Annotated in this window: 19 protein-coding genes; 11 read left to right on the top strand and 8 right to left on the bottom strand. The window is 36.5% G+C overall.

From position 1 onward, the window contains the following. Positions 1-32: 32 nt before the first annotated feature. The 4 genes from ACG59Z_RS01740 to ACG59Z_RS01725 form a co-directional block, all read right to left on the bottom strand. Positions 33-266: a hypothetical protein gene (locus tag ACG59Z_RS01740; protein ID WP_331423212.1), complete on the bottom strand. Its 234-nt coding sequence runs from the start codon at positions 264-266 to the stop codon at positions 33-35. 304 nt (positions 267-570) lie between these two features. After that, positions 571-1191, bottom strand: a complete 621-nt coding sequence (locus tag ACG59Z_RS01735; RefSeq protein ID WP_400197665.1) for an NUDIX hydrolase — start codon at positions 1189-1191, stop codon at positions 571-573. 133 nt (positions 1192-1324) lie between these two features. Next, on the bottom strand, positions 1325-2083 hold the full coding sequence (locus ACG59Z_RS01730; protein ID WP_400197663.1) for an HD domain-containing protein: 759 nt from the start codon (positions 2081-2083) through the stop codon (positions 1325-1327). Between the two features lie 112 nt (positions 2084-2195). Then, entirely contained in the window at positions 2196-2705 is a 510-nt protein-coding gene (locus tag ACG59Z_RS01725; RefSeq protein WP_400198014.1) for a GNAT family N-acetyltransferase, read from the bottom strand. Between the two features lie 703 nt (positions 2706-3408). Between ACG59Z_RS01725 and ACG59Z_RS01720 the strand changes: the two genes are divergently transcribed. Further along, positions 3409-3969, top strand: a complete 561-nt coding sequence (locus ACG59Z_RS01720; protein ID WP_400197662.1) for a TetR/AcrR family transcriptional regulator — start codon at positions 3409-3411, stop codon at positions 3967-3969. 223 nt (positions 3970-4192) lie between these two features. Here the strand turns inward: ACG59Z_RS01720 and ACG59Z_RS01715 are convergent, their stop codons facing one another. Both ACG59Z_RS01715 and ACG59Z_RS01710 read right to left on the bottom strand, forming a co-directional pair. Further along, positions 4193-4522, bottom strand: a complete 330-nt coding sequence (locus tag ACG59Z_RS01715) for a hypothetical protein (RefSeq protein WP_400197660.1) — start codon at positions 4520-4522, stop codon at positions 4193-4195. Between the two features lie 121 nt (positions 4523-4643). Then, entirely contained in the window at positions 4644-5225 is a 582-nt protein-coding gene (locus tag ACG59Z_RS01710) for a TetR/AcrR family transcriptional regulator (RefSeq protein ID WP_396478623.1), read from the bottom strand. Positions 5226-6481: 1256 nt separating this feature from the next. Here ACG59Z_RS01710 and ACG59Z_RS01705 point away from each other — a divergent pair. From ACG59Z_RS01705 to ACG59Z_RS01670, 8 genes are all read left to right on the top strand, one after another. After that, positions 6482-7048 carry an ester cyclase gene (locus ACG59Z_RS01705; protein ID WP_400197658.1) on the top strand — a complete coding sequence of 189 codons (567 nt, stop codon included), beginning with the start codon at positions 6482-6484 and terminating at the stop codon, positions 7046-7048. A 210-nt stretch (positions 7049-7258) separates the two neighbouring features. Further along, positions 7259-8152: a DMT family transporter gene (locus tag ACG59Z_RS01700; protein ID WP_400197656.1), complete on the top strand. Its 894-nt coding sequence runs from the start codon at positions 7259-7261 to the stop codon at positions 8150-8152. A 78-nt stretch (positions 8153-8230) separates the two neighbouring features. After that, entirely contained in the window at positions 8231-9298 is a 1068-nt protein-coding gene (ada, locus tag ACG59Z_RS01695) for a bifunctional DNA-binding transcriptional regulator/O6-methylguanine-DNA methyltransferase Ada (RefSeq protein ID WP_400197654.1), read from the top strand. Positions 9299-9419: 121 nt separating this feature from the next. Continuing rightward, positions 9420-10184 (top strand): SDR family oxidoreductase, encoded by a 765-nt coding sequence (locus ACG59Z_RS01690; RefSeq protein ID WP_400197652.1) that lies wholly within the window; start codon positions 9420-9422, stop codon positions 10182-10184. A 329-nt stretch (positions 10185-10513) separates the two neighbouring features. Further along, on the top strand, positions 10514-11122 hold the full coding sequence (locus ACG59Z_RS01685; protein WP_400197650.1) for a paraquat-inducible protein A: 609 nt from the start codon (positions 10514-10516) through the stop codon (positions 11120-11122). Next, the gene (locus ACG59Z_RS01680; RefSeq protein WP_400197648.1) at positions 11119-11928 is read left to right on the top strand and encodes a paraquat-inducible protein A; all 810 of its coding nucleotides are present in this window, start codon (positions 11119-11121) and stop codon (positions 11926-11928) included. Before ACG59Z_RS01685 ends, ACG59Z_RS01680 begins: the two co-directional genes overlap by 4 nt. 7 nt (positions 11929-11935) lie before the next feature. Then, on the top strand, positions 11936-13603 hold the full coding sequence (locus tag ACG59Z_RS01675) for an intermembrane transport protein PqiB (RefSeq protein WP_396463648.1): 1668 nt from the start codon (positions 11936-11938) through the stop codon (positions 13601-13603). Further along, a complete protein-coding gene (locus tag ACG59Z_RS01670) occupies positions 13593-14300 on the top strand; it encodes a membrane integrity-associated transporter subunit PqiC (RefSeq protein WP_400197646.1) in 708 nt (235 codons plus the stop codon). The genes ACG59Z_RS01675 and ACG59Z_RS01670 overlap by 11 nt, the downstream gene beginning before the upstream one ends. A gap of 60 nt (positions 14301-14360) precedes the next feature. Here ACG59Z_RS01670 and uraH read toward each other — a convergent pair whose 3' ends face one another. Together uraH and ACG59Z_RS01660 are read right to left on the bottom strand one after the other, a co-directional pair. Next, positions 14361-14762: a hydroxyisourate hydrolase gene (gene uraH, locus ACG59Z_RS01665; protein WP_400197644.1), complete on the bottom strand. Its 402-nt coding sequence runs from the start codon at positions 14760-14762 to the stop codon at positions 14361-14363. 11 nt (positions 14763-14773) lie between these two features. After that, positions 14774-15262: a heme-binding protein gene (locus ACG59Z_RS01660; RefSeq protein WP_396478641.1), complete on the bottom strand. Its 489-nt coding sequence runs from the start codon at positions 15260-15262 to the stop codon at positions 14774-14776. A gap of 104 nt (positions 15263-15366) precedes the next feature. Here ACG59Z_RS01660 and ACG59Z_RS01655 point away from each other — a divergent pair, with 104 nt between their 5' ends. Both ACG59Z_RS01655 and ACG59Z_RS01650 read left to right on the top strand, forming a co-directional pair. Continuing rightward, positions 15367-16038 carry a heavy metal response regulator transcription factor gene (locus tag ACG59Z_RS01655; protein WP_311069649.1) on the top strand — a complete coding sequence of 224 codons (672 nt, stop codon included), beginning with the start codon at positions 15367-15369 and terminating at the stop codon, positions 16036-16038. Continuing rightward, the gene (locus ACG59Z_RS01650; RefSeq protein ID WP_400197641.1) at positions 16035-17438 is read left to right on the top strand and encodes a heavy metal sensor histidine kinase; all 1404 of its coding nucleotides are present in this window, start codon (positions 16035-16037) and stop codon (positions 17436-17438) included. Before ACG59Z_RS01655 ends, ACG59Z_RS01650 begins: the two co-directional genes overlap by 4 nt. Positions 17439-17455: the final 17 nt, after the last annotated feature.

Here is a 17455-nt window from a genome sequence, read left to right as displayed (position 1 = left end):
GACTTTAAAAGAAATGCTTAATTTTTATAAACTTACTCAAGCTCTAATTGGTCATCATCTTTAGTAATTTTAATCTTTATCTTTTTATATTTTCGTTTATTTGGATCTAACGCCGAGTTCATTACTTCATCTGCAAAAGGCGGGCATTGCATGAGCTTTGCATACGCTCTATAGCCGATGCGTAATCGAGTAGGTGGGCAATCGGTTCTTTTTGAATAGTATTCAATGAGAGAGTTCAGTTCTTGTAATAAAGTTTGCTGTTCCATCATACATACTTAACACTTAGATAACTCAAGCATAATAGACTTAAATGTTTAGTGGAATATGTATTTAAAATATACAAGTTGCTTAAATTGTGACCCAGTTCGCTAAAACTACTATTTTATGTATCAAGTTTGTTTTTATATAAGTATACGCTGTTTTTTTAACCGAAATGTCATAATGAAAAGTTAAGTTAGGCCTATAACAAGAAAAGATGAAGATTGTTGCGAACAATAAAACCAAGAAGCAATTTTCAAGTAAAGCTGGTCTGTTGTAATTAAGCTAATTCGAAAGAATTGGCTTTTTTGTTTAATCAAACTTCGTTGCTTCGGGAATTGATTCTAAATAATCAAAAAATTGTTGAATCTGTTCTTCAGTTACGCGTGATGTAGAAATTGGTGGTAATTCATCTCTACCAAAGAAGCCAACCTCTGGTGTTTCAATACTTGGGGTAAGCTCACCATCAATAATTTCACACCAGAAAAATGCCTTATACACATGTAAAAACATTGGAGGATGAGGGTGCTTGGTTCTATCAGTTAAAGCTAATAATTTAATGGCCTTAACTCGTAATCCTGTCTCTTCTAAAACTTCTTTTTCTGCGTTTTCCGATGCAGAGTAGCCTACATCAGCCCAACCACCGGGAACAGACCAGCATCCATCGCCAATTTCTTTTGCTAATAACAATTTATTTTCTTTAAACACAACTGCTCTAACATCTAGCTTGGGAGTCGCATAACCCACATCTTGAAGAACATTATTAATAAAATTTTCTGTATTAATTTCTTTTAGTTCTAATAGATGTTCAATATGCCCTAAAAGCTGCTCATAACGTTCTTTGTCATAAACATCTTTTGAGTAATGTAAACCTGTTTGAGCGATACCAGTAATTTTATTTAGAATTTCTAACCACTTAACTGAATCATTCATTAGAGCGAGTGCCTTTAATTTATATCTTTACATATATTAAGGCATACTCATGCTAAGAAATATTAAACAGTTGTTAATCGAAATTTCTAGTCATGATAGAAAGTAGTTTTATAACTAATATGTTTTATTAAAATTATTCTTTATATAAATTTGATTTAATCATGAGGGGTAATCCAAGGTCATATAATAAGCCTGTTCGCGAACTCGGAACATTTTTTCTCTCTAAATTAATAAGTTTAATGAATTCTTTATTAAATTGATTTCTAGGATATTTTTCTAAAATTTCATTTCTAAAAGATAAGGGGAGCTTATATTGGTTGTCACTAATTACATCACAAGAAGCACCTTGCTGTAATAGAACAACTTCAGGTGGATCAGAATCCTCTATATATCCATTCATGTGTAGACATATAGCATCTTTAATCACTTCGCTTTTCTTGTCATCAAAGTTATATTCTTTCGCCTTTCGCTCAAATTGTTTAGCGCTCTCATATGTAAAACATTGACAGCCTTTACTATGCATATGTTGCTCAGTTAGACCAATATCATGAAAAAGTGAAGCTAATAAGAGTGACTCAGGGTCAAACTGCCGGTTTTGTAAATGACCTAGGGCGGCTCCCCAGAAGTATGTTCGCCATGAATGATTGTAAATAGATATACTTGCTTTTGATTCTAATTCCTCAAGTGCGATTTTAATCATTTGAGTATCTGGTATTACAATTTGCCCTATATCAAAATCGTTACCAGTTTGAAATCGATAATAATTTATTTTTATAGAACTCAGGATGCTAGGCACCATAATTTTTTGAATTAATTTAATTTTTTCTTTGAAGCTGAGCTGACCATTTGTAGTTTGCATCCAGTGATATGAACCAATTCCTATATTTTTCATTATTAGATCTTATTTTAGAGTAATTACTCTAAAATATTGCTATAGCTGCTATTTTGCAAGTAGTATCTTTTATGGAGCTGATAGCCATTTGATTAATATGGTTTTTATAGAATCAAAAGCTAACAGGAATCTCATAGGTTACAACTTCGTATTTGGGACCAGTAAATTTTGAAACTACTTTGCCCCCTAAAGATTCAGCAATTTTTCGACTTGGGTAGTTGTCTTCGGCAACGGGATAAACAAATAATTCCGGCTTAACAAAGTCAATTGCCCAGTTTGCTACTGCTGTTACAGCTTCTCTACCATAGCCATGATAGTGATAGTCTTCGCGTATCCATATGCCTAACTCTGGGTTACTGGTTTGCATACCATGTAGACCAACAAGGCCTATAAATACTTGAGAAGATGCCTGTCTAATAACAAATATAATTTCGGTTCCAATAGCAAAGTTTTTTAGCCATTTACTCCAAGTTTGATCGAACTCATGTCTTGGTTGAGGGTCCCAAGCCAAATAGCGTGTGAGTGTAGGGGTAATACAGTTGTATGTTTCATCTGCATCATTTGCTGTAAATGGTTTTAAGTTCAGCCTTTGAGTGGAAATTTTTATATCATCTAAATTCATCATAATCCTTATACAAATCAATTAAATTGTTATCAAAAATCTATTATTCAGACTCAAGCTAAAGCAAATAATAAACTATTACTAAGTATATATACTGAGCTTTATATAAGAGATTTATAAACCCCAATTTAACAATAAACTTTAATTATTTATCCTTACTTTTTAATGCTCTAATTTAAAACAAATGTCATTTTGTATGCTTGACTGTAATAGGGTAGAGCACTATTCTTTGCCTGCTGGCCACATTGCCAGTCGGTTTTAGCAGACCGTTCCGAAAAGCATTAAAAGAGCAATCTTTTAGTGACGAACCCTCGTGCCCCCTCTGCGGCGGAACGGGAGGGGGACACCTTCGGGTGTGCTGGGTTTTTTCGGCCAGTCTGCTAACCCCCTTTCGTTCTGCCACCATAATTTTAATGTCTGGCAGAACTCCCAATAGAAGGAGTTGGCTTTGCACATTCTTAATTTCTTGGCACTCATTGCCAAAAGCTATAACGACACCACTTAAATCATCTTTAAACTGCTTGATGGCCTTTAAGGTTCTCAGGCTTTAAGTCATTACGGCTCAAAAACTTGCATCAACAATAAAACTTGAGATGTGCCAAGCACAGTCTTTACGGCTTTGCTGTGCCTTTTTTTTCTCCCAAAACAGGCACAGGCTTTTTATCTCATTTAGACACAACAAGAATTTTATAACGGTAAAACTATGCCAAATTTAGAAATATCTTCCAAGAAATTACAGGTTATTCAAACCGCAATCCAACTCTTTACCACTCGTGGCTTTCACACCTCAGGCGTAGATCTGATTGCTAAAGAAGCCAACATCACCAAATCCACGTTTTATAAATATTTTGGCTCGAAAGAACACCTGATCGAAATGTGCATCGCCTTTCAAAAAAGCTTGCTCAGAGAAGAAGTGCTCGCCATCATTTACTCAAGCCGTTATTACACTTCAAAAGATAAACTCAAAAAAATTATTGTTTTACATACCAATTTAAACAGCCTGTATAACCTTTTACTTAAAGCTATTTTTGAAATAAAACTGCTTCACCCGCAGGCTTACCGTATGGCGGTTGAATATCGAAAGTGGCTGCGCCATGAATTTTTTGATCTGATTTTTAGTGGTGAAATTAATGAACCAAAATTCGATGCCAACATAGTGGTAAACCTGATAGATGGTTTGCTGCTACAGGTCTTAAGCTCGAACAGTTTAGAAGAGAGGGATGTCGTTATAGAAAGTTTTTTTAAACCTACATGTTTAAGGTAAATCAATTAAATGATAGGAATATAAAAAGTTATATGGCATGGCTATAACCATGCCAGTTTTATGGGTAAAGGTAAGTGAATACTCTTTGGGACTTTACAATACGACTCTCAGAAAAAGTTGGTAAGTTATGATGAATCTAATAGAACCTCTATTAGATTCATCTAGCTAAAAACTATTTGGTCATAGCAACAAAGATATTTAAAACCCAAAATAATTATCTGTTTTATAGAGATGAGAAAAAAGTTAAGCAAAAGATACTTAGCATTCCAAAGATGACCACAAAAGTAGAGAGAGCCTTAGCATATCTTTTTAAAAGAATAGGTAGAGTAATTAAACAAACGAGATAAGAGAGCAGAGATACAACTATACATATCGATATCCAAGCATAACCACGCCCCCCTTCAAAGTTGGATATATTAATTGTCAGAAGTTGGGCAATTAAACTACCAATGGCCAGACTGGCTGGTAAACCTAATATGAGATAACAAATGATAAGTCCAATAGGAGTACGTTGCTTAAATGATGAATTTAGTAAATTATTATCTGTTTTCATAAAGTATTACTTTTAATGTTGTATGTCTAAATTATTGAAATAAAAGATGATAGCCTCATTTTAATCAGAAGCTATCCGAGATGAACATAAATTGGTTTCTTTAGAAAATATAGTGTCTGATTTAGATGGTCTCTAGCTCAATTAATGTATTGATATAGTTCCATGTTTTCTCTGGTTCAATTGGATTATCTTCGCAAACCGAACCGTTAATTAAGCCATCTAGAAGAGAGAGAAATAGGTGAGTTAGCGTTATAGGGTCCTTTATTTCTAATTCCTTAACAATAGAAGTAGTGGTGTCAAATAACCAATTCCGATATTCATCTAGCACGACTTGAATAGACGGGTATAAGCTTCCTACATCCATACGTGCTTTATGAAATGGACACCCTCTGGCACCATTTTGATTTACCCAATTGATATACCACATGTACAGTTGTTCTAATTTTTCTAAAGGAACTGATTGTGTCGAGATATGCTCTTCTACAGCAGTCTGAATATCGAGTTTTAACTGCTTTAAGCAAGCCACCACCAGTTCTTCTTTAGATGGAAAATGTTTATAAAAAGTCGCTTTGGCGATATCCGATTCAGCAATAATACGGTCGATACCGACAGCGATATAACTTTCCTGAATAAAGAGCTGAGTTGCAGTGCTTAGAATGATTTCTCGTTTTGATGGTTTTTTTAATTTTACTTGTGCATTCATAAGGGTTTATTGCAATTTGTGGAAGTGTTAGGTTTGTTATTTTAGTTTATAGAAGGGCGGTTAGACTAGTCGCAATGGATGAAATTTAAACAAAAAAGCAGACAGAACTGTATGTATTTAATGGCATGTGTTGAATTATGATCTAATTTATACAAATGTAATGTTTAATTTAATAAGATTGATCAAAATTTAGAGTATTTGGCATCATTCGTAACCTCGTTCGATGTACCTCCATTTTTATATGCATCTCTGAATTATCAGTTATTTTAAAATGTATAGATGGGCAATTTTTCTTCATCAAGCTATGACAGCAAAGTTGATCTGTTTACCAACTCATGCCCATATTTTACTCAAGATATTGAAACTAAGTATTAAATAAAGAATTAATTAACTTTGTTGATATATTAAAAATATTAAATAAAATTCACTCTTATAAAGTTTATCTAATTAATTGCAATTAACTTATTGATTTTTAATTATAAATATAAAGATGCTTAAATTTTAATTAAAAAATTTCATAGATAATATGTTTTATACTGAATTTTGCATTAACTATATAATAAATAATTAAATTATTTGATTTTATTAACCTTGAATGATGTATGTAACACCGCTATGAATTTATTTAAACCATCGAAAAAGGTTAATAATGTTTATTTTCGCTTTGGAGAACATCAGTTTGTTTTATTAGCAGTCTTTATTTTTGCTGCGTCCAAACAGAATTGGTCTAAAAGTGACATTAATAAAGTTATAGAAGAAGCTTGTAGCAAGGATTATAAGCATTTAGTACATATACTTAGACATCATTCATAGCTCCTTTCAGATTGAAAAGGGTATAACCTCATATATCCTTTTTACAGTACATTTGTAAAATGGTTAGATATTTGATTTTTAATTAATACTTAAAATATATTGAATAAAGTAGAGTGGAAGGCTTTATTTTTAGTGGTTTTTTTTACTTTAAGTTCATAATAGTTTTATTTTAATCTAAAAAATAAGCTTAAATAAAAAGCAATTATATAATTGAATTATTTGATAAAAGCTTTTAATCATTAAATTATTTTTTCATTTCACTCTTTAGGTGGCATACAAGTTTTTATGTATTTGACTGCATAAATCATCCCAAGCATACTCTAAAAAGCTATCCATTCATTAATAAATAGGTTTGGTAAAGCTTGTAAATAATAAATTGATAATTAAAAGAGTGTGAAAATTGTTTAACTACAAACCCACTCAAATTGCTGCCAGGAAAATATATGATGAAAAAATTAGGTGTATTTACACATATTGCTTTAGGCCTAGTCATGACATTGGGTACTACTGCCAGTCAAGCTGATTCGGTATTGTCAAAAAAAGATTCAAAAGAGCTAGCTCAATATAGAGAAGCAGAACGTATTGGTAAGGAACATCTCATTAAATTTGATACCTTAGATTTTGATGTTTATAGCAATCAAAAATGGGATCGTTTGAAAGAAAGCCATGCTGCTAATATTCGCGTGCATTACCCAGATGGAAGTACAACGGTTGGAATTCCAGATCATATCGTTGAACTAAAAAAAATGTTCGTTTTTGCCCCTAATACCAAAATCAAAACACACCCTATACGCATTGCTTCTGGAGAGTGGACAAGTGTTATTGGTGAGATAGAAGGTAATTTTAGTCAACCTATGCCAATTGGTAACGGCAAAACTATTCCACCTACGGGTAAAGCATTTAAATTTAAAATGGTGACGGTAGGTCATTGGAAGAATGGCACGATGGACGAAGAATATTTATTTTGGGATAACCAAGCATTCATGAAGCAAATTGGTTTAGAAAAATAAGAGTGTATGAACATTAGTTACAACACTCAATTCAGTATGTTTTACAAGGAATTAGACTTTTGGGCTTAAGTTGTTAAAAACCTAGTTTATTCAAATAGACTGGGTTTTTATTTCTATTGAGATTCAAAGGCATATTTTAAGAAACTCTGGTCGACTAGATAAATATAAATAAGTCAATTAATTAACGATATAAAGGTATTGGAGAAAGTTGTGGACGATCACAAGTTAAAAAGAAAAGTCGGCACACTTGAAATGGTTGTAGCTATGCTGCTTTCAGGGAGTATTGGTTTATTTGTGATTAAATCAGGTCAATCACCAATTAACATTGTATTTTTTCGCTGCCTTATATCAGCACTATGCTTAATACCCATCTGTTTATTCTATGGCCACTTTAAGAAAGTATACTTTTGCAAAAAAGAACTATTTTTAATGGTGACTTCGGGCTTACTTATTATTTTTAACTGGGTTCTGCTGTTTGCGGCTTTCCCTAAAACTTCTATTTCTTTAGCCACGATTGTTTATCACGTAAACCCGTTTGTAATTTTATTTTTAGGGGCTTGGGTCTTTCATGAAAAGCTAAATAAAAATGATGTGCTATGGACCATAGTCGCTTTTATTGGGCTCATCGTAATTATAGGTTTGGGCAGTGCCTCGGTGAACTCTAATCAGTTAGTCGGTTTGGGGCTGGTTTTAGTTGCTACTACACTGTATTCAATATCTGTTCTAATGACTAAAAAACTAACTAACACACCGCCGTTATTAATTGTGCTTATACAAACCTTAAGTGGAGCCATTGTTATGACTCCGTTTATATCGGTTTTTGCAAACCCACCGATAGGCCAACAATGGCTCTTTGTACTCGGGCTTGGAGTTTTACATACGGCATTTCTTTACTATTTAATGTATTCGGCATTTAAGAAAATACCTTTAAATAACATTGCGATCTTATCTTTTATTTATCCTATATCGACCATAGTGATTGATTATTTCTTCTTTGATCATGTGCTGACCAGTACTCAAATTTTAGGTGCAGGTTTAATTTTATTGGGTGTGCTGGGAGTAAAGTTGCATTGGAATGTTTTTGCGTTGAAAAGATTAAAATAGCAATACCAAGAGTTTTGCTTATCAACAAAGTTGCGAAAATGAGTCATCAAAGATTAAATTGCAATTGAGGTGAGCAAAATGAAAAATCAGTGGATAACAGACGAAGATAGATGGCAAGCAATTGTAGATCGAAATACAGAAGCTGATGCATATTTTGTTTATGGCGTGAAAACCTCCGGTATGTACTGCCTGCCATCAAGTACAAAAAGGCTGCCTAAAAAAGAAAATGTAGTGTTCTTTGAGAGTGCCGCGCAAGCCGAGAAAAATGGTTATCGAGCAAGCCAAAAAATACAAAATAGACTCTCGAATGCACACGATCAAAAGCTTGTAGACAAAATCGAGAAAGCTTGTAGATACATCGAACTACATGAAGAAAACTTGTCTTTATCGGACGTGGCAGATCATGTGGGAATGAGCGCATACCATTTTCACCGAGTTTTTAAGCAAATTACTGGCTTAACACCTAAAGGCTATGCCGATGCCCATAAAAGTAAAAAGCTAAGAGAAAACCTAGATGAAAATATCAGTGTGACTGACGCAATATTTAATGCGGGCTTTAATTCAAATAGTCAGTTCTATGAAAATTCAAATTCACTATTGGGTATGACAGCGAAAGAGTGGAAATCTGGTGGTAAGGGGGTACGTATTTTTTTCGCCATAGGTGAGTGCTCTTTAGGAGACATTTTAGTTGCCCAAAGCCAGAAAGGAATTTGTGCAATTTTATTAGGCGATGACCCTGAAAAGCTTTTAAAAGATTTACAAGATAAATTTCCAGAAGCTGATTTGATTGGGTGTGATGATGAGTTTGAGCAACTGATTGCACACATTGTTGGGTTTATTGAAGCGCCGCAAATCGGATTAGATTTACCACTAGATATTCAGGGAACTGCATTTCAACAAAGAGTATGGCAAGCCTTGAAAGAAATTCCTGCGGGGCAGACAGCCAGTTATTCCGATATAGCCCAAAAAATAGGTTCACCTAAAGCGGTTCGGGCTGTTGCAGGAGCATGTGCTGCAAATATGTTAGCTGTTGCTATTCCATGTCATCGTGTCGTTCGAAATGATGGTTTTATTTCGGGGTATCGTTGGGGTGTTGAACGTAAACGCGCATTGTTAGAGAAAGAAGCAGAACTGGCACGGAACTAAAATTGTTTTAGTAGGCTGTTTTTATAGAGTTAATTTTTCAAAACAGCAAGAATCAGAGAGTCTCTTTTCTTCGGGTTATTCAGAATATATCCATCAATTTAATAAAGATGGAATTGTGAGTATGACCAGATTAAAAGACAAAGTGGCTATTATTACGGGTGCAAGTTCAGGTATAGGTTTAAGTGCTGCGTCTTTATTTGTAGCGGAAGGCGCGAAAGTTATTCTTGTTGCACGCCGTGAGAGTGTTTTAAATGAGCTTTGTAATAGTTTGAATCGAGACGGAGTCGTTGCGCATTTTATCGCAGGTGATCTTAACAATCCCACAACCATGCAAAAAGCGATTGATACGACCCTGCAATATTATGGACGGTTAGATATTGCATTTAATAACGCAGGGCTATTGGGCGAGTATCAACTTACTCACGACACAACCGATGAAAATTGGAAGTATGTTCTTCAGAATAATTTAACAAGTGCGTTTCAGTCGGCCAGAGAACAGCTTAAAGTCATGTTAAAGCAGGGATATGGCTCAATACTCTTTACATCATCTTTTGTTGGTCATCATATCGGGTTCCCTCAAATGGCGGCTTATGCTGCAAGTAAAGCGGGACTCATTGGTTTAACCAAAGTGATGGCAGCAGAATATGCGACGTCAGGCATTCGAGTAAATGCGCTTTTACCCGGTGGAACAAATACTTCAATGGGACAAGAAGCGGCACCTTCTTCAGAAGTTTTAGAGTTTATAAAAAGCATACATGCCATGAAACGTTTAGCTGAACCTGATGAAATTGCCAAAGCGGCGCTCTTTTTAGTGAGTGATGATGCAAGCTTTATTACAGGGAGTGCTGTACTGGTCGATGGTGGAGTGACTATTTGTAAAACCTAGATGAAGAATGAATAGATAGGTCGTAAAAAATGAGGCTGCTAGAGCCTCATTTTGGGATTTCAAATAAAGATCTGCTCGTTGTGCTGTCATATGCTGCTTACTTATAAGTGTAATTCTGTTAAATTTTAGTCTCTATTTCAATTCCACCACACAATCTGTACATATTATTCAGCAGTTTCAACAATATATTGAACAGCACCTACGGTAATTTTTATTCTAAAATTTCCATTGTCTGATATAGCTTTTAGATTGATTTATATTTTAATTTATCTTAGTAATAAAAAGAGCGATATGTGACACAGTAAAAAGATAAACCTTAGAGTATAACTATGAAGCTTAAAGAATTAGCAGGTTGTGAGGAGTGCGATACCGTCTATCGTAGAGTCCCGCTTGCTTACGGAAAAAGAGCTTATTGTGTCTGCTGTGGTGCGGAGCTTTATCGGCATACCAAACCGTTTACTACGTTGTTAGCCCTAATTTTAACGGCCTTAATTGTATTTGTTATTGCCAATAGCTTTCCGATTGTAAAAATTGAGCTGCAAGGTAACATATCCGAAACCACTTTATTGGGCGCTGTCTGGGTCATGTTTCATTATGATCGGGCTTTTGTCGGTGTCCTCATTTTAATCACTACATTTATAGTGCCGCTTTCATATTTGTTATTAATGGCTTATGTCCTTGGTACAGTCAGTATATTTAAAAGACGACCAAAATTTTTAGTTGGCGCCCTCCGAACACTGTACTTTATGAGAGGGTGGGGAATGGTTGAGGTATTCCTGATTGGAATTTTGGTCACCCTTGTAAAGTTAATGGGTATGGTGCTCGTTATTCCGGAAATTGCCTTATGGGCATTTGCAGTCTTAAGCCTATTGATGGTTTATATTACATCCATAAAGGTCAGTGACATATGGAATGAAATTGATAGGTCACCGTTATGAAAAAGATAAAAAACGTGACTGCACCGAAAAATGAAAACACTGATATGGTTCTAAAGCAGTATCCAAGGGCCAAAGATCTTTCGCTTATATTGTGTCACTGCTGTGGTTTATTAAACTCATCAAAACTAGACAAAACAGACGCCGGTAAAAAACATCAAGTTTTACGCTGTGTGAGATGCCATAGTGTATTGCATGAGCGTAAGCCGGGAAGTTTAAACCGTACCTTTGCGCTGGTGGTGGCTGCAACTATTTTGTATATACCGGCAAACGTGCTGCCCATGACGATAACCGACTCACTTTTAGGTAGCCAGCAAGATACCATTATGAGCGGGGTGATTTACTTTTGGCAAAATGGAGACTATTTAGTGTCGGTGGTCATTTTTATGGCCAGTATTTTTATTCCGATGCTTAAGCTATTTATTTTGTATTTCCTGTTATTGGTTGTATATATACAGTCATCAGTCGCATGGAAATTTACCCCAGAGCAATGTATCAAACTGTACCGTATCGTTGAGTTTGTCGGGCGTTGGTCCATGATTGACGTGTTTGTGGTGGCTTTATTAACTGCGCTTATTCAGATTCAATCGCTTGCGACTATTTTAGCAGGACCGGGTTCTATTGCTTTCGGCGCAGTTGTGGTTTTAACCATGTTTGCATCTTTAAGTTTTGACCCGCGTATTATTTGGGATAATTTTTATGCATCTCAAAATACCAACAAGCCCAACCGTTTTTCTACGGAAAAAACCACAGTTATTCAAGACGAACACTCGCCGTTGAATAATGATTCTATTAATCCCAGTCAATAAAAGAACAATGAGTATGTCTGAAAACAAAACAACCGGCGATACCTCAGATCATCATGAGACAGATGTTGAACTGGAAAACATGAATGATTTACCCGAACCGCAAGAAAAGAAAAATCGGTGGAAACCTCTATTAATTTGGATAGTTCCATTGGTTGCACTTTTAATTGCACTTTCACTGGCTGTGAAGGCGCTGCTGTCTAATGGACCAACCATTGAGGTGTCTTTTCGCACAGCAGAAGGCTTAGTTGCAGGTAAAACAACTGTGCGCTATAAGCAGGTTGATATTGGTGTTGTACGGCAAATTGATCTAGCCGATGACCGATCACATATTATTGCGCGTATTGATTTGCGTAAAAATGCAAGCAACTTTGCCGCGCAAGATTCACGTTTTTGGGTAGTACGACCGCGTATTGGGACAGGTGGCGTTTCAGGCATAGACACCTTATTGTCAGGTTCATATATTGAAGTAGATGGCGGGAAGTCACCCGAGAAAAAACTTGAATTTACGGGTCTAGAAATACCGCCAGTGATTACTTCCGATGTACCGGGTAAAGAGTTTTTCTTAACAGCCGATGACTTGGGATCTTTGGACATCGGTTCACCGATTTATTATCGCCGAATTAACGTTGGACAAATTACTGCTTATAAGCTAGCTGACGATGGTAAAAGTGTGCAGCTTCAGACTTTTATTCGTGCACCGTATGATAAGTTTGTGACTACAGACGCACGCTTTTGGCAAGCAAGTGGTATTGATGTAAGTTTGAATGCTTCAGGCTTTAATTTAGATACTCAATCGCTTGCGAGTATTGTTGCAGGTGGTATTGCGTTTGGTTTCCCTGAAAATTCAAATGCGACTACAGCCGCCAATAAGAGCAGTTTTACGCTTTGGGATTCAAAATCTGAAGCTCTAAAAGAACCAGATGGGCAGCCTCGTGGCGTAATTATGTATTTTGATCATTCATTACGTGGCTTAGCAGCTGGTGCGCCAATCGACTTCATGGGCATTGAAATTGGTAATATTAAATCAATTAATGCAGAGTTTTATAACAACTATAAACAGATTCGTATGCGTGTTGAGGCGGTTATTTATCCGTCACGTGTTGAAAATGGCTTAGCACTCAATCCAAACAGCACTATCTTCAAAGATTTTGTTGAGCATGGATGGCGTGCACAAATGAGAACGGGCAACCTCTTAACGGGTCAAAACTATATTGCTTTAGATAAGTTCCCTAAAGCGAAACCGGCAAGTTTACAAGTCTTGAAAGATGGCCGTGTAGTGATTCCAACTACGCCAACAGAGTTAAGTGGCTTACAGGCACAGGTTTCTCAAATTGCTGACAAGTTAACCAAATTCCCACTAGTTGAAATTGGGCAAGATGTGCGTAAAACGCTTAACAATATGAACACTGCCATTGAGTCTACAGACAAGCTGGTTAAACAGTTAGACGGTAAAGTCGCACCTGGTTTACAAGCAACCTTAGATGATGTTCGTAAAACTGTAAGATCATCTGAGTCTATTTTGTCGAGCGATGCGCCGTTGCAACAGGACGTCCGTAAGGCACTGCAACAAATGACCCGTGCGGCTGCTTCTTTACAACTCATGTCAGATTATATTGAGCAACATCCTGAATCTATTATTCGTGGTAAGAGACCAGAGGCCAACGATGAAAAATAAAAAGAACCAATTATTTCAGCACTCTAAAGCAGCCAAATGGTTGCTTGGGAGTGGGGTACTTTTAACAGCAGTTGCCATGACAGCCTGTTCTAGTTCGCCAACGCCAAATTACTATACGATTAGCCCTAAAATTACTCCAGCAGTTAGCTCCAGTATTCGAGTCATTGAAGTTTTACCGGTTGGATTACCAGACCGTTTAGACCGTGCGCCTTTGGTGCTGCAAGACAGTAATGGTAAGTCGACTGTACTTGATAATGAGCGTTGGACATCAACCATGAGTACGCAATTACGCGATACCTTATCTGCGGGTTTGCAACAGAAATTAGGGGCAATTGACAGTTATAGCAGCGGGCTGGCTGGAAATAATCAGCCTTTATATCGAGTTTCTACAGACTTTTCTCATTTCGATATTGTAGATAAGAGTGATATCAATATTGCGGTGTCTTGGGTGGTGAAGCGTCAAATACCGCCGACTCAATTAGAGTCAAATAATGCAAAAGTTATTACCAATGCTGGATCTCAACTGAATTGTCGAATTGCTTTTAAGCAGCCAATTGATCAGAAAGCTAAGAAAATGGATGCGATTGTGAATGCTTCAAGTGAAGCGATGACTCAAATTATTAACACAGTGTCCGCTTCAATTGTTGCACTCGATTCGAATAAAAAATCAGTTATTAGCAATGGTGTTTGTTCGTAAAACGAATCGCTTTTAACCAACCCCTTTATTTGTGTACAACAGATAAAGGGGTTTTCTATTTTAGTTGCCTCGATAGGTTGAGTAACCGTAAGGGCTAAGTAATAAAGGAATATGGTAGTGATTTACGCTTCCATCCACTTTAAAAATGACAGGTACTTCGGCAAAAAAAGCTTGCTGTTTGTTCTTTTTGAACCAGTCCTCAGTTTTAAAGGTCACTTTATAAATGCCTTGCTCTAGTTTTTTATTTTCTGGATAGAGTGCTGTAATACGACCATTTGAATCGGTCACTTGCTGGTTGAGTTTAACCCACTGGTTATTGGTGTTTTTTTCTAAAACCACTTCAACTTGAGAAGAGGGTAAACCCGTTTCTAGATTTAACACGTGCACACTTAGCGGGTTAGTTTGTGCAAATGTAGCGGAAGCTATAAATAAAGAAGATAAAGCAATGAATGATTTAGTCATGATGAAGCTCCTTATGAGTTAAAAACGGTTTCAATGGCTTTGCTTGCGCATTGATTGTCATTTTGTGCACCGCCAGCACCCGCAACTCCAATCGCGCCGATCACTTGGTTCTCAAAACGAACAGGTACGCCACCACCTAACAAAAGTAAATTCGCTACGGTGGTTAGATTTTTTGCATCGGGGTTTTGGTTACTGTTTTGGCTTAAAACTAAGGTCGATGTTTTGGTAGATAAAGCGGTATAGGCTTTTTTCTCGGCAGCCATTAAATTATGCGGGCCTACCAACTCATGCCGCTCGGCAGTTAATGGATTACCGCCACGATCTACAACAACGACCGCAATATTTTGATTTAGTTGTTTACATGCCTGTTTAGCACTGTCGGCTAGCAGATGGGCAGTTTTAAGATCTAACGAATAAACTTGATTCAAAGCAGGGGGCTGTGCAAAAGTACTATTTGCAAATAGCACTGTTGTGAGTAGCAGCCAGTTTATTTTGTTCATAATGATTGCCTCTATGTCGCTTTGAAAATCTTAAACAAATTGCCTAATTTCAAGCATGACAATCACATTACAAAGTTGTCATCTTTCAAATGAGTCTCTACAAAATGCGTATCCTTATTATTGAAGACGAAATCAAAATCGCCACTTATTTGGTTAAAGGATTAAAAGAGTCTGGATATCAAGCGGAGTGTGTTCACTTAGGGCTTCAAGGTTTGGAAATGCTAAAGAGAGATCAATATGACTTACTTATTCTTGATGTGATGTTGCCGGACATAGACGGCTGGAGTGTATTACAAGTACTACGCCAGTTTTCAAAAATTCCGGTGATTTTCTTAACGGCAAAAGATCAGGTCATGGATAGAGTCAAAGGTTTGGAGTTGGGCGCAGATGATTACTTGGCTAAACCTTTTTCCTATATTGAACTGTTGGCACGCATTAAAAGTTTGTTAAGACGACAGCAATATCTGCAAGAAAACGAGCTAGCTATTAGTGATTTAAAAATGGATGTGGTCAACCATAAAGTATGGCGTAATGGAAACTTAATTGAGCTCAGTAAAACCGAATTTAATTTGTTGCGTTATCTGTTACTTAACAAAGAGCAAATTGTGACGCGCAGACAAATTGGTTCCGAAGTTTGGAATATTAACTTTGACACCGATACCAACTTTATTGATGTCGCTGTACGCCGTTTACGAAGCAAAATTGATGAAGGCTATGAGTTAAAACTCATTCATACCATACGTGGCTTGGGCTATAAAATATCGGTTAGCTTATGAACTTTAAATTTCTACGTTCGCTTGAAGTCCGTATTACATTATTGGTCACGCTTTGTTCTGCCTTAATTTTATGTTCCGTCGGCTTTATGACCTATTTAGGCATTAACCAGATTTTATTAAAGCAGCAAGATAAAGCTTTAGCAGACAGAATTAACCGTTTGGAAATTTTGCTGCAAGATAGCGAAAATGTAGAGCAAATCATTGCGCGGCCTAAGCTGTATCAAAACATGCTCGGCAACCAAGACAACTTGTTTCTGCTCATTCATAAAGACAAAACTTTAATTAATATCAATCCACTCCATATTCAGTTACCTCGGCTTGTAGAGCGAACAAATCTTCAATTTCAGGACTTAGCTAACAACTCATATCCAACGCGAATTGCATGGAAAACCATAACCATTAATCAGGAGCCTTATCTACTGATTGCAGGTAAACAATGGTCGGAACGCATCAATATTCTTTTACCTTTTCAAGAAACTCTTTTGATGTATGTGGTCGGGGGCGTGTTTGCAATCTTTGTGCTTTGCATTTTAGTGTGTCATTTAGGTTTACGGTCGCTACAACAGCTTCGCAAGCAAACTCATTCTATTAACGTAAATCAGCTACAGAAACGATTAAACCTCCCAAATTCACTTTTAGAAGTTGAGCTGCTTTCTAAAGATATAAACCATATGCTTGAGCGTATCGAAAAGGGCTATACGCAGCTCAACCGTTTTTCTGAAGATATCGCTCATGAGTTCCGCACGCCTTTAAATAATCTGATTGGGCAAACCGAGATTGCTTTAACTGGCGAACGTTCGGTTGAACAATATGAAGATTTGCTAGTGTCTCATTTAGACGACTACCACAGATTAAAACGCATGATTGATAGCATGCTTTTCTTGGCAAGAGCCGATCAGAAAATGGTTCTTGTAAACAAACAAGAAGTAAATATACAAGACGTTTTAGAAGGGTTATGCCAGATTTTTGAATATCAAGCTGAAGAACAAGATTGTCATTTTAGTTTTAATTTAGAAGCTCAAAAGTTATTTGCAGATCCAGAGCTATTTCAAAGAGCCGTTTATAACCTTGTGTTAAATGCGCTGGTTCATGGTGGTAAAGGGCGGACTATTTATATCGCAACTAAAAATCAAATGATTGAACATAGGCAATGGGTGAGCCTGACTGTGGTAACGGGAGGTGTTTCAATTGCTGAACATCAACTTGAGCATCTTTTTGAAAGATTCTACCAATGCCACTCAAGCCGAACTGATGAGAGTCAGACAGGTGGATTAGGTTTATCGATTGTCGCTTCAATTATGGATTTACATGAGGGCCTTTACCGCGTTTATAACACAGTTGAAGGCGTGTGTTTTGAGCTTGATTTTCCAGTTTTAAATACATCAAAGACTCTAAATTAACGATTTAAAAGTACTTC

It is taken from the genome of Acinetobacter sp. ABJ_C1_1 (assembly GCF_044684115.1).
GTDB classification, from domain to species: domain Bacteria; phylum Pseudomonadota; class Gammaproteobacteria; order Pseudomonadales; family Moraxellaceae; genus Acinetobacter; species Acinetobacter nosocomialis_A.
This window is presented reverse-complemented; position numbering and strand designations above follow the sequence as displayed.